The sequence below is a fragment of the Aeromonas sp. QDB30 genome (genome assembly GCF_027707645.1).
In the GTDB taxonomy this organism is placed as follows: domain Bacteria; phylum Pseudomonadota; class Gammaproteobacteria; order Enterobacterales; family Aeromonadaceae; genus Aeromonas; species Aeromonas caviae.
Window position 1 is genome coordinate 20,342 of the sequence record NZ_JAPCIY010000034.1, and the last position, 21,774, is coordinate 42,115.

Genomic DNA, 21,774 nt, shown 5'->3' on the forward strand with positions numbered 1-21,774 from the left:
CTGTCATAATCAGGGGAAAATAGCCTGGACAAGCCGTTTCGTTATGCAGTAGAAATGGATAACCACCACTTACCCAAATCAATATCCTGCAATGTGGTGGAAAACGCAGTGAAATATCCGCCACGCCCACGGGTGCGGGCCGTTCCTATAGTTTTCTCGGCCCGATGCGGGTAAAATTCACGCCCTTATCCAGTCAGTCACTTTTCGACGCGCAACCTCGGTGGTCAGTTATGAAAGAGCATATTCATCATCTACTTGAACAAACGGTAGCCAATCTCAAGTCCGCAGGCGTCCTGCCCGCCGACCTGGAAGCCCGGGTGCAAGTAGACCGATGCAAGGAGAAGGCTCACGGCGACCTGGCCACCAACCTGGCCATGCTGCTGGCCAAACCGGCCCGCAAGAATCCCCGCGAGCTGGCCGCTGCCATCATCGAGCACCTGCCCGCCTCCGATCTGATCGCCAAGGTCGAGATCGCCGGCCCCGGCTTCATCAACTTCTTCTTCGACCCGCGCTGGCTGGCCGGTCAGGTGGAAGCCATGGTGACCTCCGACAACGCCAACGTGAAGCTGCCGGCGCCGCAGACCGTGGTGGTGGACTACTCCGCCCCCAACGTGGCCAAGGAGATGGCGGTGCACCACATCCGCTCCACCGTGCTCGGTGACGTGGCCGCCCGCGCCCTCGAATTCCTGGGCCACAAGGTGGTGCGTGCCAACCACATCGGCGACTGGGGCACCCAGTTCGGCATGCTGATCGCCTATCTGGAGAAGATGGCCAACGAGCACGCCTCCGACATGGAGCTCAAGGACCTGGAAGCCTTCTACACCCAGGCCAAGCGTCACTATGACGAAGACGAAGCCTTCGCCGAGCGCGCCCGCAACTACGTGGTGAAACTGCAGGGTGGCGATGAGTACTGCCGCACCATGTGGAAGAAGCTGGTCGACATGACCATGGAGCAGAACCAGCGCAACTACGATCGCCTGAACATCTCCCTGTCCAACAAGGACATCATGGGCGAGTCCATGTACAACGACATGCTGCCGCAGATCGTTGCCGACCTGAAAGCCAAGGGGCTGGCAGTCGAGAGCGAAGGGGCCACCGTGGTCTTCCTGGACGAGTTCAAGAACAAGGATGGCGAGCCCATGGGCGTCATCATCCAGAAGAGCGACGGCGGTTTCCTCTACACCACCACCGACATCGCCTGCGCCAAATACCGTTACGAGAACCTGGGCGCCGACCGGGTCATGTACTTCATCGACTCCCGTCAGCACCAGCACCTGATGCAGGCCTGGACCATCACCCGCAAGGCGGGCTATGTGCCGGAATCCGTGCCCCTCGAGCACCACGCCTTCGGCATGATGCTGGGCAAGGACGGCCGTCCCTACAAGACCCGCTCCGGCGGCACCGTCAAGCTGGTTGACCTGCTGAACGAAGCGGAAGAGCGCGCCAGCGCCCTGCTGGAGAGCCGCAACAGCGACCTCTCTGCCGAAGAGAAGGCCCAGGTGGTGCACGCCATCGCCATGGGCGCGGTCAAGTATGCGGATCTCTCCAAGAACCGCACCACCGACTACATCTTCGACTGGGATCTGATGCTGTCGTTTGAAGGCAATACCGCCCCCTACCTGCAATACGCCTACACCCGTATCCAGTCCATCTTCCGCAAGGCCGGCGTCGATGCCGATACCCTGAGCGGCAAGGTGGTCCTGAGCGAAGACGCCGAAGAGACCCTGGCCCAGAAGCTGATCCAGTTCTCCGACGCGGTCAACGGCGTGGCGGACAAGGGGATGCCGCACCTGCTCTGTACCTATCTGTATGAGCTCTCCGGCAACTTCATGACCTTCTACGAAGCCTGCCCGATCAACAAGGACGGCGTGGACGAGGCGACCCGCCAGAGCCGTCTGCTGCTGTGCGCCGCCACCGCCAAGGTGCTCAAGCTGGGCCTGGGCGTGCTGGGTATCCACACCCTGGAGCGCATGTAATAGATGGCGACCCGGGATTACGTCGGCAACAGCCCGAGACGACGGGCGGGTGGCCGTAACATCAAGAAAGCGGCCCCTCGCCGCTTTCCTGTTATCCCGGCACTGCTGGCCGGGGCCCTGGTCGTCGGTTTCGGCGCCTTCCTCTACCTCATCAACGGCAAGGGCGCCGATGCCCCCACCATCGAAGAGCAGGTGAAGGCCAACAAACCCAAGGCACAGGGCAATACCCTGCCCCAGGAGAAGTGGAGCTACATCGAGCGGCTGGAGAACAAGCAGGTGGACATCATAGAGCCGCCGCCCCAGCCGGGCGTGCTGCCGCCCCCGCCTGCCGAGACCATGACCCTGCAACCGGAGAAGCTGCCCAAGCCGGTCGCGACCGACATTCCCCAGCCGGGAACCCCCATCGGTCAGGTGAAGCCCTATCAGCCGCAACCGGTGCAACCGGTGCAACCGGTGCAACCGGCCAAGCCTACCACCGGCGCCCCGGTCGCCAGCGCCCGGGAGCAGGTGATCGACCAGAAGGCCGAGCGTGAGCGGATGGAGCGGGAGATCCGCGCCGAACTGGAGCGGGAGCGTGCCGAGGCCGCCAGGGCCAAGGCGGCGACCCAGACTGCACAGACCGCAGCCGCCGACGGCGGTCGCTACATGATGCAGTGTGCCGCCCTGCGCTCCCAGGATTCCGCGGAATCCCTCAAGGCGCGCATCGCCTTCACCGCCGGGCTCTCCTCCAGTCTGCAGGTGGTGAACGGAGCCGGTGGCGCCGTCTACAAGGTGATGGTGGGCCCCTTCAACGGCAAGGCGGCGGCCGATGCGGCCAACCGCAAGCTGCAGGGCTCGGGCATCAGCGGCTGCATCCCCAAGAAGGGGTGATCGCCGCGTCCATGCACAGGGCCGGGTGGCAACACCCGGCCCTGTTTCTTTTGGCGCCATCCCGCGCCCACCCGATCCCTCCCCCGCGATCCGTGCTCGGCACAGGCTTGAAAAGCCGTTTTGCCATCCCCATCTTTTCCTCCATGCACAGTCAGGCCGTCATTCGGCTCAAGCGAGGTAAGTAAAGTGACTACCATAGTTTCAGTTCGCCGCAACGGTCAGGTCGTCATCGGTGGCGATGGCCAGGTTTCTCTTGGCAACACCGTCATGAAGGGCAACGCCCGCAAGGTTCATCGCCTCTACAACGGCAAGGTACTGGCTGGTTTCGCCGGCGGCACCGCCGACGCCTTCACCCTGCTCGAGCGCTTCGAAGCCAAACTGCAGGCCCATCAGGGCAACCTGGAGCGCGCCGCCGTGGCGCTGGCCAAGGACTGGCGCACCGATCGCGCCCTGCGCCGCCTCGAAGCCCTGCTGGCCGTCGCCGACGAGCACAAATCCTTCATCATCACCGGCAACGGTGACGTGGTGCAGCCGGAGCACGATCTCATCGCCATCGGCAGCGGCGGCAACTTTGCCCAGTCCGCCGCCATCGCCCTGCTGGAGAACACCGAGCTCGACGCCAAGAGCATTGTCGAGAAGTCCCTCAAGATTGCGGGCGACATCTGCGTCTTCACCAACGGCAACCACACCATCGAAGTGCTGGATTATTCAGCTAAATAAGTCGGCGAAATAGGGCCGCCAAATAAGGCCGCCTTGCCAGACGCCCCATTTTCCAAGGGGTGGGCCCTGCCCGCCCCGGATACAGGAACGCCACCATGTCCGAGATGACCCCGAGAGAAATCGTCCACGAGCTGGACAGACACATCATTGGTCAGGCCGATGCCAAGCGCGCGGTCGCCGTCGCCCTGCGCAACCGCTGGCGCCGGATGCAGCTCTCCGAGGAGATGCGCCACGAGGTGACCCCGAAGAACATCCTGATGATCGGCCCGACCGGCGTCGGCAAGACCGAGATCGCCCGTCGCCTGGCCAAGCTGGCCAACGCCCCCTTCATCAAGGTGGAAGCGACCAAGTTCACCGAAGTGGGCTATGTGGGCAAGGAAGTGGACAGCATCATCCGCGATCTGACCGATGTCGCCATCAAGCTGGTGCGCGAGACCGAGATGGAGAAGATGAAATACCGCGCCGAGGAAGCCGCCGAAGAGCGCATCCTCGACGCCCTGCTGCCCAACCCGCGCAACAGCTGGGGTGAGGAAGAGAAAGCCGACAACTCCAACACCCGCCAGATTTTCCGCAAGAAACTGCGGGAAGGTCAGCTGGATGACAAGGAGATCGAGCTGGATCTGGCCGCCTCCCCCATGGGTGTCGAAATCATGACCCCCCCGGGCATGGAAGAGATGGCCAACCAGCTGCAGGGGCTGTTCCAGAACCTGGGCCAGAACCAGAAGAAGAAGCGCAAGATCAAGGTCAAGGAGGCCATGAAGGCGCTGATCGAAGAGGAAGCGGCCCGCCTGGTCAACCCGGAAGAGCTGAAGCAGAAGGCCATCGCCTCCGTCGAGAACAATGGCATCGTCTTCCTCGATGAGATCGACAAGATCTGCAAGCGCGGCGAGAGCTCGGGCCCGGACGTTTCCCGTGAAGGGGTTCAGCGCGACCTGCTGCCGCTGGTCGAGGGCTGCACCGTCAACACCAAGCACGGCATGGTCAAGACCGATCACATCCTGTTTGTCGCCTCCGGCGCCTTCCAGATCGCCAAGCCGTCCGACCTCATCCCCGAGCTGCAGGGCCGTCTGCCGATCCGGGTCGAGCTGACCGCCCTGACCACCGAAGACTTCGAGCGCATCCTGACCGAGCCGAACGCCTCCCTGACCGATCAGTACAAGGCGCTGATGGCCACCGAAGGGGTCAACATCGAGTTCACCCAGGATGGCATCCGCCGTCTGGCCGAAGCGGCCTGGCAGGTCAACGAGCGCACCGAGAACATCGGTGCCCGTCGTCTGCACACCGTGATGGAGCGGCTGATGGAAGACATCTCCTACGACGCCTCCGAGAAGTCAGGCGAGACCTTCGTCATCAACACCGACTACGTCAACGCCCACCTCGGCAAGCTGATTGAAGACGAGGATCTGAGCCGCTTCATTCTGTAACAGGTTGATCGATAACGAGGAGCTGAGCGGTTTACTATCCTGCTCAACCCCATAGCAAGACGCCTCCCCTGTGGAGGCGTCTTCGTTTTCAGCGTTCTCCCGACTCGCAGCCGTCCCGGGCCACATCACCCTGCACGGCACGCTCCTCCCTTCCCGCCAGCCAGAGCGCACTCATCAGCAGCAAGGCCGTCAGGGCGAAGGTGACCCGGGTGGCAAACGCCAGCTCGTCCGCCGTCGCGAGGGCGAGATCGGGCCGCCCCGCCAGGGCGGCGAACAGGCCCCCCAGCCCCGCCGCCCCCGTCAGCTGGCCCAGGTTGCGCGACAGGGTCAGCAGCCCGGCCACGGCGCCACGGCTCGCCCCCTCCGCCTCCCCCACCACGGCGCTGTTGTTGGCGGTCTGGAACAGGGCATAACCGGCGGTGAGCAGCAGGATGGGCAGCAGGTAGCCGAGGGGCCCGAGCGTCCTGTCCAGCAGGGCCAGCAAGACGGCGGCCACCACCATGAGTCCCAGGCCGAGGCGCACCACAGGAGTCGCCCCCACCCTGTCCACCAGCCAGCCGGCGGGCATGCCGGACAGCGCCGCCAGCAGCGGGCCCATGGAGATCATCAGCCCCACCGTCCCCATGTCGAGGGCAAAGGCGCCGTGCAGGTAGAAAGGACCGATCAGCAGCGTCGCCACCATGACGCTGGCCACCAGCGCACTGGCGATGATCCCGCCTCTTTGCCTGGGCGCCCCCAGCAACGCCAGGGGCAGCAGGGGGCGACGGGCGCCCGAGTCGGCACGTACGAAGAGCGCCATGGCGACGAGCGCCCCTATCCCCGGCCAGGCCCCGAGCGGGCTGCCCCGGGTCAGTGCCAGCCCGTAGCAGAGCAGCGCCGTCACCAGCAGCAACAGACTGGTGAGCGGGAGGCCTCCCTCGGCAGAGCCCGCCTCATCCCGGGGCAGATCCCGCCAGGCACACCCCAGCGCCAGCAACGCCAGGGGGAGCAGCAGCAGGAAGGGAGCCTGCCAGCCAAATCCGCCGATCAACAGGCCGCCAAAGGAGGGGCCGAGCGCCGTGCCGCAGGCCGACAGGGTGCCGAGCAATCCCATGCTCCAGCCCCGTCGGGCTGGCGGCACCAGCTCTCCTGCCATGGCCAGCGAGAGCACCAGCATGCAGGCCGCACCCGCTGCGAGCGGCAATGAGCCAGCCAATGGAAGGGGCCAGGGCGCACAGCAGGGAAGCCAGCGCAAAGACCCCGGTCCCCCAGAGCAGCAGGCGACGCCGCCCCAGACGATCGCCAAGCCGGCCCGCCACCACCGTCAGACTGGTGATCCCAAGCAGGTAGGCCACCAGCACCCATTGCAGGCTGGCGAAGGGCACGCCGTAGTCCTGCCCCAGGGCAGGCAGCACCAGGTTGGCCATGCTGCCCGCCAGCATGGGCAGCAGGGTGGCGAGCCCGAGCCCCGCGAGACCAAGACGGCGCGTCACGGGAGGGGAAACAAGAAGTGGTGTGGACATGGCAGTCTCTCCGGCAAGTGATGATGCACCCAGGCTAGCGGGGGGGGGGATGACAAGGCGGAAGACGCACGGATTGCAGCTTATAGTTGCATCAGACGCCATATGAAGAGACGGCAGATCGCGTATCATGAAGGGGTCGGCCCGTCAGGCGCCGCCTGCGAGGAGACGACCATGACCCCGGATTTCAACCTGCTGATCACCCTGGATGCCCTGCTGGAAGAGGGCAGTGTGGCGGGCGCCGCCAGACGGCTAGGCCTGAGTGCTTCCGCCATGAGCCGGGCCCTGGCAAGGCTGCGTGAAACCACGGGGGATCCGCTGCTGGTGCGGGCGGGACGCGGCCTGATCCCCACCCCCCGGGCGCAGATCCTGCGGGATGAGGTTGCCCGCCTGGTTCAGGAGACCCGGGCCGTGCTGCGCCCCCAGCAGGAAGTAGACCCGGCGAGCCTGGAGCGCACCTTCCGCCTGCGATCCAGTGACGGCTTCGTGGAGGCGGTGGGCCCCGCCCTGCTGGCGCGCCTCGCCGTCGAGGCCCCCGGGGTGCGGCTCCACTTTCTGGCCAAACCCGACAAGGAGAGCGGCCCCCTGCGCCGTGGCGAGCTGGACTTCGAGACCGGAGTCATCGGCACCACCACGGCCCCTGAGCTGCGCACCCAGGCCCTGTTCCAGGACCACTTCGTCGCCGTGGTGCACCCGGACCACCCCCTCTGCGACGGCACCCTGACCGTGGCGCGCTATGCCGCCGCGCGCCACGTACTGGTCTCCCGCCGGAGCCAGCCTCACAGCCCCATCGACGAGATCCTCGCAGGCCAGGGGAAGAGACGCACCATCACCACCCTGATCCCCGGGTTTGCGACGGCGCTGGCCCTGGTCAGGGAGAGCAATCTGGTGGCGACGGTGCCGCACCTGCACTGCGCCAGCCTGCTCGGCGATCTGGTCACCCTGCCCCTGCCCTTCGCTCTGCCAGGGATCCGGGTCGCCCTGCTCTGGCACCCCAGTCAGGATGCCGATCCGGGCCACCGCTGGCTGCGCGCCCTGATACGGGACACCTGCGCCCGGCCCCCCTATCACGCCGGGGCCACCGACACCCCCTGATCCGGGTCAGGCAGCTCCCGGCTCCATCACAGGCCCCTTGTGGCCCGGGCGCCCGCACCCGGGACCTGAAGCGCCTGTCACCACCCCGTCACACCGACATGCCTGTGGCTTGGGCACAAGTGGTGGATCCTTCCCCCTGCCGGACGGGGATCACGGCCCCTCAGAGCGGGGCGGATCACATTGCGGGCAAAAAGATCCTGCCGCCCGCTTCCGAATTTTTTATACGGTCGTATAATTGCGTACAAAATGCATACACCAGGAGCACCAGCCAGATGCACCCCACCCGTCAGAAACTGCTCGATACCGGCCTCGCCATCGCCACCGACAAGGGGCTGCGCGGCCTGACGGTGCGCGAGCTGGCGGCAGCGGCAGAGGTGAACCTCGGCTCCTTCGTCTACCACTTCGGCAACCGCGACGCCTTTATCGACGAGCTGGTGGAGCTCTGGTACGCCCCCCTCTATGACGAGCTCAAGGCGGTGGCAGCCAAAGGCTCCTACCCCTCTGCCATCGCCATGTTCGAGGCCACCATGGAGGCGCTGATCGGTCTGGTGGCGCGCCAGCGCGGCTTCATCAACCACCTGTTTGGCGATGCGCTGGCGGGGGAAGGGGCGGCCCAGCGCTTTCTGCTCAGCCTGCCGCGCCGTCACCCCCTGCTGCTGATCGAACAGGTACGGATGGCACAGGCGGAAGGGTCGCTGGTCGCGGGTCACCCGCTCCAGCTGATGATCTTCATCATGGGGTCGGTCGGCCTGCCGCTGGTGATCGCAGGCAGCGGTCGTCAGCTCGGCTGGCTGCCCGAAGAGGCCGCCCCCTTTCTCAGCCAGATAGACAACCCCGAGGCCGCCAGACAGCGGCTGGTATGGGCACTGCGCGGCCTGCGCCCCACCGACATGAAAGAAGGAGAAACGGCATGAAACAACGCATCGCGATGCTAGCTCTGCTGCTGGCCGTTCTCGGTGGTGACCTCTGGCTGCAGAGCCATCCTCAAGGAGAAGCAGCATGAAACAACGCATTGCAATCGTGGCCCTGCTGCTAACCGTTATCGGCGGCTACCTCTGGTGGCAGGGGCGCCCAGCCGACGGCTCCATCCTCTACGGCAATGTCGACATTCGCGACGTCAATCTGGCCTTTCGGGTCGGCGGCCGCGTCGATCAGGTGCTGGTCGATGAGGGGGATAGGGTAAAAGCCGGTCAACTGCTGGCACGCCTCGATCCGGTTCCCCTCACCCACAGCCGCGACAGCGCCCGCGCCAATCTGGCCGCACTCACCGCCGCCAACGCCTTGATCCACAAAGGCTATCGCAGCGAAGAGACCGACCGCGCCCGGGCCGCACTGGCCGCCGCCGAAGCCGCTGCACTGGAGGCCGACCAGCAGTGGCGCCGCCAGAGCGCATTGGCCGCCACCGGCGCCATCTCCCGCGGTCAGCTCGATACTGCCCGCTCCCAGCGGGATCAGACCCAAGCGCAGGTGCGCTCGGCCCGCGAACAGCTCGCCCAGCTCGAAACCGGCTACCGCCCGGAGGAAATCGCCCAGTCCGATGCCCAGCTGGAAGGGGCCAAAGCGGCGCTCGCCAGTGCCGAACTGGCGCTGGCGGATGCCAGCCTGACCGCCCCCAGCGATGGCATCATCATCAGTCGCGCCATCGAGAACGGCAGCATGGTCCAGAGTGGAGCGACCGCCTTCAACCTCTCCCTGACCGCGCCGGTCTGGGTGCGCGCCTATGTGGAGGAGCCCTGGCTCGGCCACTTCCCGAGCGGCGCCAAAGTCACCCTCACCACCGACTCGCGGCCGGACAAGCCCTATCACGGGGTGGTGGGATTTGTCTCGCCCACCGCCGAGTTCACCCCGAAATCGGTGGAGACGCCTGACTTGCGCACTCACCTCGTCTACCGGCTGCGCATCGTGGTGCAGGACCCCGACCCGGCCCTGCGCCAGGGGATGCCGGTCACCGTCAGGCTGGCGCCATGAGCTGCGCCATCTCCCTTGAGGGACTCACCAAACGCTTTGGCGAGCGGGTCGCCCTCAACGCCATCTCGGCCACCATTCCGACCGGTGGCATCACCGGGCTGGTTGGCCCCGATGGCGCGGGCAAGAGCACTTTGCTGCGCCTGCTGGCCGGTCTGCTGATCCCCGAAGCGGGCACCATCCGGGTGCTGGGGCTGGATCCGGTGAGCGAGGGGGATCTGCTGCGCCAGCGCCTCGGCTACATGCCCCAGCAGTTCGGCCTCTACGAGGATCTCAGCGTGCTGGAGAACCTCACCCTCTACGCTGACTTGCGCGGCGTACTGGAGCCCGAACGCACGCCCACCTTCGCGCGGCTGCTCGCTTTCACCGATCTCGCCCGCTTCACCGCAAGGCCGGCGGGCAAGCTCTCTGGCGGGATGAAGCAGAAACTCGGGCTGGCCTGCGCCCTGCTCGGCACCCCGGATGTGCTGCTGCTCGACGAACCGGGGGTCGGAGTCGATCCCATCTCCCGCCGCGCCCTCTGGCAGATGGTGCGCGAGCTGGCAAAAGGGGGGATGACGGTGCTCTGGAGTACCGCCTATCTCGATGAGGCGGAGCTGTGCGACCACGTGCTGCTGATGGCGGATGGCGAGGTGCGCACCAGCGGCACCCCGGCCGATCTGATGGGAGCCATGGCCAGCCGCTGCTGGCTGCTGGAGGCGGGGCAACTGGATGGCCGCGAGCGGCGCGCCCTGCTGCGCCGGGCACTGGCTCACCCGGCGGTGATGGATGGCGCGGTGGCGGGGGAGCGGGTTCGCCTGCTGCTGCACCCGGGCATGACGCCCCCGCCGCTGGCGGAGCTGCATCTTGCCAACGGCGCCTTTCAACCGGCCCAGCCCCGGCTGGAGGATGCCTTTATCGACCTGCTCGGCGGCGGCCCCGGCGGGGAGTCGAGTCTGGCGGCGGGGATGCGGGAAGCGGAACTGCCGCAGGGGGTCTCCCCCGAGGCGGTGATCGAGGCGCGCCACCTCACCAAGCGCTTCGGCGATTTTGCCGCCACCGATGATGTCAGCTTTGCGGTGCGCCGCGGCGAGATCTTCGGCCTGCTCGGCCCCAACGGGGCGGGCAAGTCCACCACCTTCAAGATGGAGTGCGGCCTGCTGCGCCCGAGCGAGGGGCAGGCGCTGGTGACCGGCATCGATCTGGCCCACAGCCCCTCGGCAGCGCGCCAGCGCCTCGGCTACATGGCGCAGAAGTTCTCCCTCTACAAGCAGCTCACCGTGGCCCAGAACCTCTCCTTCTTCGCCGGTATCTACGGCTTGTTCGGCCGCCACCAGCAGACGCGGATCGATGCCATGGTGACTGCCTTTGCCCTCGCCCCCTGGCTCGATCAGAAGGCGGAATCCCTGCCGCTCGGCCTGCGCCAGCGCTTATCGCTGGCCTGCGCCCTGCTGCACGAGCCGCCGCTGCTGTTCCTCGACGAGCCCACCTCCGGGGTCGATCCGGTGACCCGGCGCGAGTTCTGGTCGCACATCAACGCGCTGGCCGACCACGGCGTCACCGTGCTGGTCACCACCCACTTTATGGATGAGGCGGAGTATTGCGACCGCATTGCCCTCATCTATCGCGGCAAGCTGCTGGCCCTCGGCACCCCGGACGATCTCAAGGGGCTGGCCGCCAAAGAGGCGGCGACCTCTTTGCCAACCGGCTCCTTGCCGACCTGTTCTTTGCCAACAATGGAAGAGGCCTTTATCACCCTGGTCGAGCGGGCCAGCGAGGAGGAAGCATGAGCATCAACCGTCGGCGACTGCTGGCCCTCTGCCGCAAGGAGACGCTGCAAATCGTCCGTGACCCGAGCAGCATCCTCATCGCCTTCATCATGCCGGTGGTACTGCTGGTGGTAATGGGTTACGCCATCAATCTGGATGTGGACCATCTGCGCCTCGGCATCTGGCGCACCGACAGCGGCGCCCCGGCGGTGCGGCTGGAGCAGGCCCTGCGCGGCTCTACCGCACTGGAGATCCACAGCGGCCCGAGCAAGGAGTCCCTGCTCGCCACTCTGGCCCGTGGCGAGATCCGCGGCCTGCTGGTAATCGACGACGGCTTCTCCCGCGCGCTGGCCGGTCAGGGTAATGGCACGCCACAGGCGCTGCTGCTGACCGACGGCTCCGAGCCCAACACCGCCAACTTCGTCACCAACTACGTGCAGGGGATCTGGCAGGGGTGGCTCGCTGGCGAGGGGGTCGCCATGCCGGTGTCGATAGAGAGCCGCGCCTGGTTCAACCCGGCGCTGGTGAGCCGCAACTTTCTGGTGCCGGGCTCCATTGCGGTGGTGATGACCATCATAGGCGCCCTGCTCACCTCGCTGGTGGTGGCGCGGGAGTGGGAGCGCGGCACCATGGAGGCACTGCTCGCCACCCCGGTCACCAAGGGGGAGCTGCTGCTCTCCAAGCTGCTGCCCTACTATGGCCTCGGCATCATCGCCATGCTGCTCTGCCTGCTCTTCTCGGTGGCGGTGATGGCGGTGCCGTGGCGCGGCTCCCTGCTGCTGCTCTTTCTGGTCACCAGCGTCTTCCTCGGTAGCGCCCTCGGGCTCGGGCTGTTCCTCTCCACCGTGATGCGCAGCCAGTTCAACGCCGCGCAGGCAGCGCTGATCGCCGCCTTTCTGCCCGCCGTGATGCTGTCGGGCTTCGTGTTCGAGATCGCCAGCATGCCACCGCTGCTTCGGGCCATCACCCACCTCATTCCGGCCCGTTACTTCGCAAACTCCCTGCAGACCCTCTATCAGGCGGGCAGCGTCTTCTCGATCCTGCTGGTCAACGGTTTCTGTCTGCTGCTGCTGGCCGGTTTCTGGCTGGCCCTGACCGCCCGCAAAACGCGGCGCACTCTGGAGTAACCCATGCTGATCCGACTCTGGTGGCTGATCCGAAAAGAGCTGCAGGCCCTGATGGGCAACACCCAGGGGCGCTTTCTGCTCATCATGCCGGTGTTGCTGCAAACCGCCCTCTTCCCGTTCGCCGCCACTCTGGAGGTGACCGGCAACACGCTGGCCATCTACAACCAGGATGGAGGTGCCCAGAGCCGCGAGCTGCTGGAGCGCCTCACCCATATGCCCGCCTTCACCACCATCATCCCGGTGCAAGGCGAGGCGGGCATGACCGAGGCCATCACCGGACAGCAGGCGCTCCTCGGTCTGGTCATCCCGAGCGATTTCTCGCGCCGGCTGGCGCGGGGCGAACCGGCCAAGGTGCAGCTGATCATCGACGGCCGCCGCTCCAACGGCGGTCAGGTGGCGGCGGGCTACATCAGCCAGGTGATCGCCCGCTGGCAGAATGAAGAAGGGAACGCAGGCAAGGCGCCGCCGATCCTCGCGGTGCGCAACCTCTACAACCCCAATATCGAGTTCCACTGGCATATCCTGCCGGCCCTGGTGGCCATCATCACCACCACCGGCTGTCTGATTGTCACCGCCCTCTCGGTCGCGCGGGAGCGGGAGGAGGGCACCTTCGATCAGCTGCTGGTTTCCCCCCTCACCGCAGGCTGGATCATGGCGGGCAAGGCGGTGCCCGGCATCCTGGTGGCGGTGGGACAAGGGTGCATAGTCGCGCTGGCCGCCCGTTTTGTCTTTCACCTCCCCTTTGCCGGCAGCCTCAGCCTGCTGATGGCGGGCATGGTCTGCTACGGGCTGGCACTGGCCGGGATCGGGCTCTTCATCTCGTCGTTCTGCTCGACCCAGCAACAGGCCTTTCTCGGGGTCTTCTCCTTCACCGTCCCGGCGGTGATCCTCTCGGGCTACATCTCACCGGTGGAGAACATGCCGCAGGTGTTCCAGTGGCTGGCGGCCATCGACCCTCTCACCCACTTCATCGTGCTGCTCAAGGGGGTCTTCCTCAAGGGGTTCGACTGGTCGGCCGCCTGGCCCCTGCTCTGGCCGCTGCTCGCCATCGCCGGGGTCACCCTGTCGCTGGCGCTCGCCATGTTCCGCCGCCATATCGCCTGACGCGCCACCTTGTTCAGCTGATGCCGGTCTCGCCAGTGCGAGGCCAGCCTTTTCCGCCAGAAGTTTTCACTCCCCGGCCGTGGGTAAACCGGGCTTTCCCTCCACCATCCCTCACCCCGAGCCAGCCCAGAAATAATTAACTGGTATACCTATTTTTGTATAGTGTTGAATTTTCTCGAATTACCCCTGAGGAGATATATAAATAGACACTTGATTTGCATCAATCGCCCACCCCTGCCGACTGGGTAGCCTAGCCCCAGAATGATGTTTTATTACTCCAAACTTGAGGCAACTATGAGCAAAGTCAGACTGGTCGTTGTGGGCAACGGCATGGTGGGGCACCGCTTCATTGAAGAGCTGATCGAGCGGGCCGATCCGGGCCGCTACGAGATCACCGTCTTCGGTGCAGAACCCCGCCCCGCCTACGATCGCGTCCATCTCTCCTCCTATTTTTCCCATCACACCAGCGAAGATCTCTCCCTCGTCAAACCCGGCTTCTACGACAAGCACGGCATCCGCCTGCTGCTCGGCGAAGCGGTGAAAAAAATCGACAGGGCCAACCGCGAAGTGCACTCCAACAAGGGCACTGTGGTCGGGTACGACAAGCTGGTGCTGGCCACCGGCTCCTACCCCTGGGTGCCGCCCATTGCGGGCAGTCAGCACCACGAGTGCTTCGTCTATCGCACCATCGAGGATCTGAAAGCCATCCGCAGCGCCGCCAAGAGCGGCAAGAGCGGGGTAGTGATCGGGGGCGGTCTGCTTGGCCTTGAAGCGGCAGGTGCCCTCAAGGCGCTGGGTCTCGAGACCCACGTGGTAGAGTTTGCTCCTGTGCTGATGGCCGAGCAGCTCGACGGTCAGGGCGGCCAGCTGCTGCGCCGCAAGATTGAATCCATGGGCGTTCAGGTACACACCAGCAAGAGCACCAGCGAGATCCTGATGCATGGCGGCGAGCAGGCGAAACACCGCCTCGCCTTCGCCGACGGTAGCCAGCTGGAAGTGGACGTGGTGGTCTTCTCCACCGGCATTCGCCCGCAAGATACCCTCGGCCGTTACGGTGATCTCGCCATCGCCGAGCGCGGCGGCATCGTCATCGATGATCACTGCCTCACCTCCGACCCCGACATCTATGCCATCGGCGAGTGCGCCGCCTGGCAGGGCCGCTTCTTCGGGCTGGTGGCGCCGGGCTACAAGATGGCCCAGATCACCGTCGACCATCTGCAGGGCGGCGACAGCCGTTTCGAAGGGGCAGACATGAGCGCCAAACTCAAGCTGCTCGGCGTCTCCGTCGGCTCCATCGGTGATGCCCATGGTCGCACCCCGGGCAGCCACAGCTATGTGTTTCAGGACGACCAGGCTGGCGTCTACAAGAAGATCGTGGTGAGCGAGGACAACAGCCGATTGCTCGGCGCCGTGCTGGTGGGTGACGTGGAAGATTACGGCAACCTGCTGCAGATGATGCTCAATGCCCTGCCGCTACCGAGCCACCCGGACACCCTGATCCTGCCTGCCTACGCCGGTGCCAAGCCGACCCTGGGGGTGGATGCCCTGCCGGAGAGTGCCCAGATCTGCTCCTGCTTCGACGTCTCCAAGGGCGACATCGCCCAGGCGGTGGCCGAGGGCCACACCACCCTGGCCGCCATCAAGCAGCACACCAAGGCCGGTACCGGCTGCGGCGGCTGCGTGCCGCTCATCAGTCAGGTGCTCAACGCCGAGCTGGTGAAGCAGGGCATCGAGGTCAACAACCACCTCTGCGCCCATTTCCCCCACTCCCGTCAGGAGCTGTTCCACCTGGTCAAGGTGGAGGGGATCAAGAGCTTCGACGAGCTGCTGGCCAAGCATGGCCAGGGTCATGGCTGCGAGGTGTGCAAACCGACCGTCGGCTCCATCCTCGCCTCCTGCTGGAACGAGTACGTGCTGAGCCCGCGCAACATCCCGTTGCAGGACACCAACGATATCTTCCTCGGCAACATGCAAAAGGACGGTACCTACTCCGTCATCCCGCGCATGGCCGGTGGCGAGGTGACCCCGGAAGGGCTGCTGGCGGTGGCCGAAGTGGCTCGCGACTACAAGCTCTACACCAAGATCACCGGCGCCCAGCGCATCGGCCTGTTCGGGGCCCAGAAGGATGATCTGCCCGCCATCTGGCGCAAGCTGCTGGCGGCGGGCTTCGAGACCGGTCAGGCCTACGCCAAGGCGCTGCGCATGGCCAAGACCTGCGTCGGCAGCACCTGGTGCCGCTTCGGCGTGCAGGACAGCGTCGGCCTCGGGGTCTTCCTCGAAAACCGCTACAAGGGCATTCGCACCCCCCACAAGATGAAGTTCGGTGTCTCCGGCTGTACCCGCGAATGTGCGGAAGCCCAGGGCAAGGATGTCGGCATCATCGCCACCGACGCGGGCTGGAACCTCTATGTGGGCGGCAACGGCGGCATGAAGCCGCGCCACGCCGACCTGCTGGCGTCTGACCTCGACCGCGAGACCCTCATCAAGCTGATCGACCGCTTTATGATGTTCTACGTCACCAGCGCCGACAAACTGCAGCGCACCTCGGTCTGGCTCGGCAATCTGGAAGGGGGCGTCGACTACCTGCGCGAGGTGATCGTCGACGACAAGCTGGGGCTGGCCGAGACGCTGGAGCGCGATATCCAGACCCTCATCGACAGCTACGAGTGCGAATGGTCGCGCACCCTCAACGAAGAGGAAGCACTCAAGCGCTTCAGCCACTTCATCAACAGCGACAAGCGCGACCCGGACGTTCAGTTCGTCAGCGAACGCGACCAGCACCGACCGGCGACCCCGGCCGAGCGCATCCCCGTCTACCAGATCGAGGTGGAGACCAAATGATGAAATTAGCCTGCCAACTCAATGACATTTTCCCAGGCACCGGGGTTTGCGCCCTGATCGAAGGTCGCCAGATCGCCCTGTTCCGCCCGAGCGCGGCGGCCGAGGTGTTCGCCATCGACAACCGGGACCCCTTCTTCGCCGCCAACGTGCTGTCGCGGGGCCTGATCTGCGAGCACGACGGCGAGCTCTGGGTCGCCAGCCCGCTCAAGAAGCAGCGCTTTCGCCTGAGCGACGGCCACTGTTTCGACAACCCCGTCATGTCGGTGCAGAGCTACCCCGTTGAAGTGCGCGACCAGCAGGTCTGGGTCGCCGTCTAACACCAGATCCCACCCCGGCCCTCCCCTTCACAGGGGAGGGAGCAAAAAGCCCCTCCCCCTTGACAAGGGGGAGGCAGGGAGGGGGTTAAAAAACAGTCAGGGCTGCCCGCGGGCGGCCCTCTTGAAGGAAACAAAGATGTATACCGAAACCATCAACAAGTGCGCCGCCAACGCGGCCCGCATCAATCGCTTCGAGCGCAGCGACAAGCTCGGCTTCTGGCTCAGCTCGGCCATGGCGGGGGCCTATGTTGGCCTTGGCATCATCCTCATCTTCACCCTGGGCAACCTGGTGGATCCCGCCATCCGTCCGCTGGTGATGGGGGCCACCTTCGGCATCGCCCTGACCTTAGTTGTCATCGCCGGCTCCGAGCTGTTCACCGGCCACACCATGTTCCTCACCTTCGGGGTGAAGACGGGCAAGATCACCATGGCCGACCTGCTGCGTATCCTGCCGCAGACCTGGGCCGGCAACCTGATTGGCTCCATTGTGGTGGCGCTCATCTACTCCTACGGCGGCAGCCTGCTACCGGATGCGGGCAGTCTGGCCCACAAGGTGGCGCTGGCCAAGACCCAGGCACCTGCCTTGACCCTGTTCATGAAGGGCGTGCTGTGCAACTGGCTGGTCTGCCTCGCCATCTGGATGGCGCTGCGCACCGAAGGGGCCGCCAAGTTCATCGCCATCTGGTGGTGTCTGCTGGCCTTTATCGCCTCCGGCTACGAGCACTCCATCGCCAACATGACCCTGTTCGCCCTCTCCTGGTTCGGTGCCCATTCCGAGGCCTACACCCTGGGCGGCATCGGCCACAACCTGCTGTGGGTGACCCTGGGCAACACCGTCTCCGGTGCCCTCTTCATGGGCCTCGGCTACTGGTATGCCACTCCCAAGGCTGAGCGCCCGGTCGCGGTGAGCGAGACCACCAGCACCGCCAGCCAGACCCGAACCGCCTGATCAGGAGGCCCCATGGACTACTTGCCCATCTTTTGCCGACTCGACAACAAACCCGTGCTGCTGGTCGGCGGCGGCGAGGTGGCGGAGCGCAAGGCGCGCCTGCTGCTGGATGCCGGTGCCCAGCTCACCGTGGTCGCGCCCGATCTCGACCCAGAGCTGGCGGAGCTGGCTGCCAACGGGAGCATCGAGTGGCTGGCCGGTGAATTCGCGCCGCAGCAACTGGCGGGCAAGTGGCTGGTGGTGGCCGCCACCGATCGGCGCGAGGTGAATGCCCTGGTCTACCAGAGCGCCAATCAGGCGCGGATCTTTGCCAACGTGGTGGATGACCCGAAACGCTCCAGCTTCATCATGCCGTCGATCATCGACCGCTCGCCGCTGATGGTGGCCATCTCCTCCGGCGGCAAGGCCCCGGTGCTGGCCCGCTTGCTGCGGGAAAAACTCGAAGCCCTGCTGCCGCAGCATCTGGGTGCCGTCGCGGCCTTCGCCGGCAGCCTGCGGGAGCGGGTCAAGGCGCGCTTCGCCACCATGGGAGAGCGGCGCCGCTTCTGGGAACGGCTGCTCGGGGCGGACCGACTAGGTCAGGCGCTGGCGCGGGGGGATAGCGCCTCTGCCCACCAGCTGGCCGACAATCTGTTTGCCGACGAAAGCCAGACCGCTGGCGAAGTGGTGCTGGTGGGAGCAGGCCCCGGCGATCCGGGTCTGCTCACCCTGCACGCCCTGCGCCAGATGCAGCAGGCGGACGTGGTGGTCTATGACCGGCTGGTCTCGGACGAGGTGATGGCACTGGTGCGCCGCGACGCCAAGCGCATCTTCGTCGGCAAGCAGGCGGGCAACCACTGCGTACCGCAGGAGGGGATCAACCAGCTCTTGCTGGAGGAGGCGAAGAAGGGCCAGCGGGTGGTGCGGCTGAAGGGGGGCGACCCCTTCATCTTCGGCCGTGGCGGCGAGGAGCTGGAGACGCTGGTCGGCACAGGCATCGGCTTTCAGGTGGTGCCGGGGATCACTGCGGCCAGCGGCTGCGCCGCCTACGCCGGTATTCCGCTCACCCACCGCGATCACGCCCAGAGCGTTCGCTTCGTCACCGCCCACGGCAAGGGGGGCGCCCGGGATCTCGACTGGCCGCTGCTGGCCAAGGACAAGCAGACACTGGTGTTCTATATGGGGCTCTCCTCCTGTGCCACCATCCGCGAGCAGTTGCTGGCCCACGGCAAGGGGGTCGATACCCCGGTGGCGCTGATCGAGCGCGGCACCCAGCCCTGCCAGCGGGTCATTCGCGGCACCCTCGATGAGCTGCCCGCGCTGGCGGTGGGGGTCGAGAGTCCGGCCCTCATCATGGTGGGCTCGGTGGTGACGCTGGCAGACCAGCTTGCCTGGTTCGGGCAAGGAGGCGCCGCAGACGCGGCCCTGGCCTCGGCCTGATCGCTGCATCCATTCCAACGCCACCCTCGGGTGGCGTTTCTTTTTCTGCATTTACTGTCATAACCTCTTGTTTTGAGTCTGGTATCCTATGAGGACTGTCCGCCGGATCACCGAATTCAGGAATTCTGCTTCATGTCCCTCCCCCCCAAGAACAGCGCCAAACAGCGTGAACACGACAGAGCCCGCATCCTCACGCTGCTGCTGGCCGATGACGCCCTCACCGAGAGCCTGCTCGACCCGCAAGGGGAGCAGGACGCAGCGCTTCGGGACCAGACCAGCGAGCTGACCCGGCTGGTCAACAGCCTGCCCGCCGCCGATATCGCCGATGCGCTGGAGTCCCTGCCGCCGGACGAGCGCCACGTGTTGTGGCAGCAGGTGGATGCAGACAAGCACGGCCAGATCCTGGTGGAAGCGTCGGAGACGGTGTGGGACAGCCTCATCAGCGGCATGAGCGACAAGGAGCTGCTGCACGCCCTGAGCACCCTCGACATCGACGACCAGATCTACCTGGGCCAGCACCTGCCCCGCAACCTGATGGGGCGGCTGCTCACCTCCATGGCGCCGGTGGACAGGGACAAGGTGCGGGAGGTGATCCGCTACGGCAAGCACACGGTCGGCGCCATGATGGACTTCGAGCTCATCACGGTGCGGCCCGACGTGACCCTGGCCACCGTCCAGCGCTATCTGCGCCTACGCGGCCAGATCCCCGAGAACACCGACAAGCTGTTCGTCACCGATCGGCGCAACCGGCTGCAGGGGGAGCTGCCCCTCACCGCCGTGCTGCTGCACAAGCCCGAAACCCTGGTGAGCGACGCGATGGAGAAGGATCCGGTCACCTTCGATCCGGAAGACAACGACGAGGCCGCCGCCCGCACCTTCGAGCGGGACGACCTGGTCTCCGCCGCCGTGGTGGATGCCAGGGGCAAGCTGATGGGACGGCTCACCGTCGCCGAGGTGGTGGACCTGGTCTATGAGGAGAGCGACACCGACCTGCGCCGCATGGGGGGGATCAGCGAGGAAGAAGATGTGTTCGCCCCCGTCTCCAAGGCGGTCAAGACCCGCTGGGCCTGGCTCGCCATCAATCTCTGCACCGCCTTCGTGGCATCGCGGGTGATCGGCCTGTTCGAGCACACCATCTCCCAGCTGGTGGCGCTGGCGGCGCTGATGCCCATCGTCGCGGGGATCGGCGGCAACACCGGCAACCAGACCATCACCATGATAGTGCGGGCGCTGGCGCTGCAGCATATCCAGACCGGCAACGTCTCCTTCCTGCTGTGGCGCGAGCTGGGGGTGGCCCTGATCAACGGCCTGGTGTGGGGCGGCATCATGGGCATCGCCACCTTCCTGCTCTATCAGGATGCGGCGCTGGGAGGCGTGATGACGCTCGCCATGATCCTCAACCTGCTGGTGGCGGCCCTGATGGGGGTCATCATCCCCATGACCATGAGCCGGCTGGGGCGCGACCCGGCGGTAGGGGCCAGCGTGATGATCACCGCCATCACCGACACCGGCGGCTTCTTCATCTTCCTGGGGCTGGCGACCCTGTTCCTGCTTTAATCCGCTTGGCAGTAAAAAGGGAGCCTTGATGGCTCCCTTTTTCATTCGGCGCGGCCGCTACACCCGGTATTTGGCCACCGCCTGGTTGAGCAGCTTGGCCTGCTCGGTCAGGCCGTGGCTCGACTTGGCGTTCTCCTCCGCCATCAGGCTCGACTCCTGGGCGATGTCGCGGATGTTGTTGACGTTGCGGTTCACCTCGTTGGCCACCAGGCTCTGCTGCTCGATCGCTGCCGCAATCTGGGTGCTCATGTCCATGATATGGGTGACGTCCTGGGTGATCTGCTCCAGCAGTTCACCCGCCATGCTGGCTTGCTCCGAGCTGCTGTTGCCCTGCTCGCGGCAGGTTGCCATCATGCCCACTATGTTGCCGGTCTGCTTCTGCAGCGAACTGATGATGCCGGCGATCTCCTGGGTCGACTTCTGGGTGCGGATGGCGAGGCTGCGCACCTCGTCCGCCACCACCGCAAAACCGCGCCCCTGATCCCCCGCCCGCGCCGCCTCGATGGCCGCGTTGAGCGCCAGCAGGTTGGTCTGCTCGGCGATGCCGCGGATCACGTCCAGCACAGAGCCGATGGTTTCGCTCTCCTGCTGCAGCTGGGCCACTTCGCGGGAGGAGTTCTCCAGGTTGTCGGCCAGGGAGCGGATCTGGCTGACGGTGTTCTCCACAGCACTGCGTCCCTCCATCGCCTTGTTGTTGGTGGTCTGGGCATTGTTGGCGGCCTGCTCGGTGTTGCGGGCGATCTCCTCTATGGTGGAGCCCATCTCGGTGGAGGCGGTCGCCACCATGTCGGTCTCCTGCAACTGGCGAGCGGCCCCCTCGCTGGTGCGGCGGACGTTGCCGGAGAGGTGATCCGCCGCCTCGGTCAGGGTGTGCACGCTCTGCTTAACGTCGCCGATGAGGTGGCGAAAGCCCCCCAGCATCACGTCCAGATTGCCTGCCAGCTGGGCCATCTCGTCCGCCCCCTGCAGCTCTATCTTGAGGCGCAGGTCGTTGTCCTGCCGGATGCGGTTGACGGTGTCGTTCACCCGCGAGATGGGGCGGTCGATGCTGCGCCCCAGCAGCATGCTCATGATGCCAATCAGCACTCATGTACAGAACCTTAAGCGGCAAGCGAATTAATAATACCGTCTAACGTGTTGTTTTGCTTGGATTTTCTCTGCCT

The 21,774-nt window shown here is 65.5% G+C and carries 15 protein-coding genes and 2 pseudogenes; 15 read left to right on the forward strand and 2 right to left on the reverse strand.

Going from position 1 to position 21,774, the window contains the following annotated elements:
* Positions 1 to 230: 230 nt before the first annotated feature.
* From argS to hslU, 4 genes are all read left to right on the forward strand, one after another.
* Complete coding sequence (gene argS, locus PG896_RS11910) at positions 231 to 1,976, forward strand: arginine--tRNA ligase (protein WP_053288018.1); 1,746 nt, start codon at positions 231 to 233, stop codon at positions 1,974 to 1,976.
* A gap of 3 nt (positions 1,977 to 1,979) precedes the next feature.
* Positions 1,980 to 2,846: an SPOR domain-containing protein gene (locus PG896_RS11915; protein ID WP_270835745.1), complete on the forward strand. Its 867-nt coding sequence runs from the start codon at positions 1,980 to 1,982 to the stop codon at positions 2,844 to 2,846.
* Between the two features lie 186 nt (positions 2,847 to 3,032).
* Positions 3,033 to 3,566: an ATP-dependent protease subunit HslV gene (gene hslV, locus PG896_RS11920; RefSeq protein ID WP_005306539.1), complete on the forward strand. Its 534-nt coding sequence runs from the start codon at positions 3,033 to 3,035 to the stop codon at positions 3,564 to 3,566.
* A 95-nt stretch (positions 3,567 to 3,661) separates the two neighbouring features.
* Complete coding sequence (gene hslU / locus PG896_RS11925; RefSeq protein WP_010676031.1) at positions 3,662 to 4,990, forward strand: HslU--HslV peptidase ATPase subunit; 1,329 nt, start codon at positions 3,662 to 3,664, stop codon at positions 4,988 to 4,990.
* Positions 4,991 to 5,078: 88 nt separating this feature from the next.
* On the opposite strand, the pseudogene PG896_RS11930 reads toward hslU, so the two are convergent.
* A pseudogene (locus tag PG896_RS11930) lies at positions 5,079 to 6,621 on the reverse strand (MFS transporter).
* A 42-nt stretch (positions 6,622 to 6,663) separates the two neighbouring features.
* On the opposite strand from PG896_RS11930, the gene PG896_RS11940 reads away from it, so the two are divergent.
* The 11 genes from PG896_RS11940 to mgtE all read left to right on the forward strand — a co-directional run bounded on the left by PG896_RS11940 (position 6,664) and on the right by mgtE (position 20,611).
* Positions 6,664 to 7,584 (forward strand): LysR family transcriptional regulator, encoded by a 921-nt coding sequence (locus PG896_RS11940; protein WP_043153476.1) that lies wholly within the window; start codon positions 6,664 to 6,666, stop codon positions 7,582 to 7,584.
* 272 nt (positions 7,585 to 7,856) lie between these two features.
* Complete coding sequence (locus PG896_RS11945; RefSeq protein WP_043153473.1) at positions 7,857 to 8,498, forward strand: TetR/AcrR family transcriptional regulator; 642 nt, start codon at positions 7,857 to 7,859, stop codon at positions 8,496 to 8,498.
* Between the two features lie 85 nt (positions 8,499 to 8,583).
* On the forward strand, positions 8,584 to 9,552 hold the full coding sequence (gene hlyD / locus PG896_RS11950; RefSeq protein ID WP_213320501.1) for a secretion protein HlyD: 969 nt from the start codon (positions 8,584 to 8,586) through the stop codon (positions 9,550 to 9,552).
* Positions 9,549 to 11,318 carry an ATP-binding cassette domain-containing protein gene (locus PG896_RS11955; RefSeq protein WP_043153468.1) on the forward strand — a complete coding sequence of 590 codons (1,770 nt, stop codon included), beginning with the start codon at positions 9,549 to 9,551 and terminating at the stop codon, positions 11,316 to 11,318. Before hlyD ends, PG896_RS11955 begins: the two co-directional genes overlap by 4 nt.
* Entirely contained in the window at positions 11,315 to 12,424 is a 1,110-nt protein-coding gene (locus tag PG896_RS11960) for an ABC transporter permease (protein ID WP_270835746.1), read from the forward strand. Before PG896_RS11955 ends, PG896_RS11960 begins: the two co-directional genes overlap by 4 nt.
* Positions 12,425 to 12,427: 3 nt before the next feature.
* Complete coding sequence (locus PG896_RS11965) at positions 12,428 to 13,528, forward strand: ABC transporter permease (RefSeq protein ID WP_200164607.1); 1,101 nt, start codon at positions 12,428 to 12,430, stop codon at positions 13,526 to 13,528.
* Positions 13,529 to 13,822: 294 nt separating this feature from the next.
* Positions 13,823 to 16,369, forward strand: a complete 2,547-nt coding sequence (gene nirB / locus PG896_RS11970; protein WP_270835747.1) for a nitrite reductase large subunit NirB — start codon at positions 13,823 to 13,825, stop codon at positions 16,367 to 16,369.
* Positions 16,369 to 16,686 carry a nitrite reductase small subunit NirD gene (gene nirD / locus PG896_RS11975; protein WP_043153488.1) on the forward strand — a complete coding sequence of 106 codons (318 nt, stop codon included), beginning with the start codon at positions 16,369 to 16,371 and terminating at the stop codon, positions 16,684 to 16,686. Before nirB ends, nirD begins: the two co-directional genes overlap by 1 nt.
* Positions 16,687 to 16,822: 136 nt before the next feature.
* Positions 16,823 to 17,635 (forward strand): nitrite transporter NirC, encoded by an 813-nt coding sequence (gene nirC, locus PG896_RS11980; RefSeq protein WP_043153457.1) that lies wholly within the window; start codon positions 16,823 to 16,825, stop codon positions 17,633 to 17,635.
* Positions 17,636 to 17,647: 12 nt separating this feature from the next.
* The gene (gene cysG / locus PG896_RS11985; protein ID WP_270835748.1) at positions 17,648 to 19,054 is read left to right on the forward strand and encodes a siroheme synthase CysG; all 1,407 of its coding nucleotides are present in this window, start codon (positions 17,648 to 17,650) and stop codon (positions 19,052 to 19,054) included.
* Positions 19,055 to 19,186: 132 nt separating this feature from the next.
* A complete protein-coding gene (mgtE, locus tag PG896_RS11990; protein ID WP_010676044.1) occupies positions 19,187 to 20,611 on the forward strand; it encodes a magnesium transporter in 1,425 nt (474 codons plus the stop codon).
* Between the two features lie 57 nt (positions 20,612 to 20,668).
* Here mgtE and PG896_RS11995 read toward each other — a convergent pair.
* Positions 20,669 to 21,697, reverse strand: a pseudogene (locus PG896_RS11995) (methyl-accepting chemotaxis protein); the annotation flags it as partial.
* Between the last annotated feature and the right edge of the window lie 77 nt (positions 21,698 to 21,774).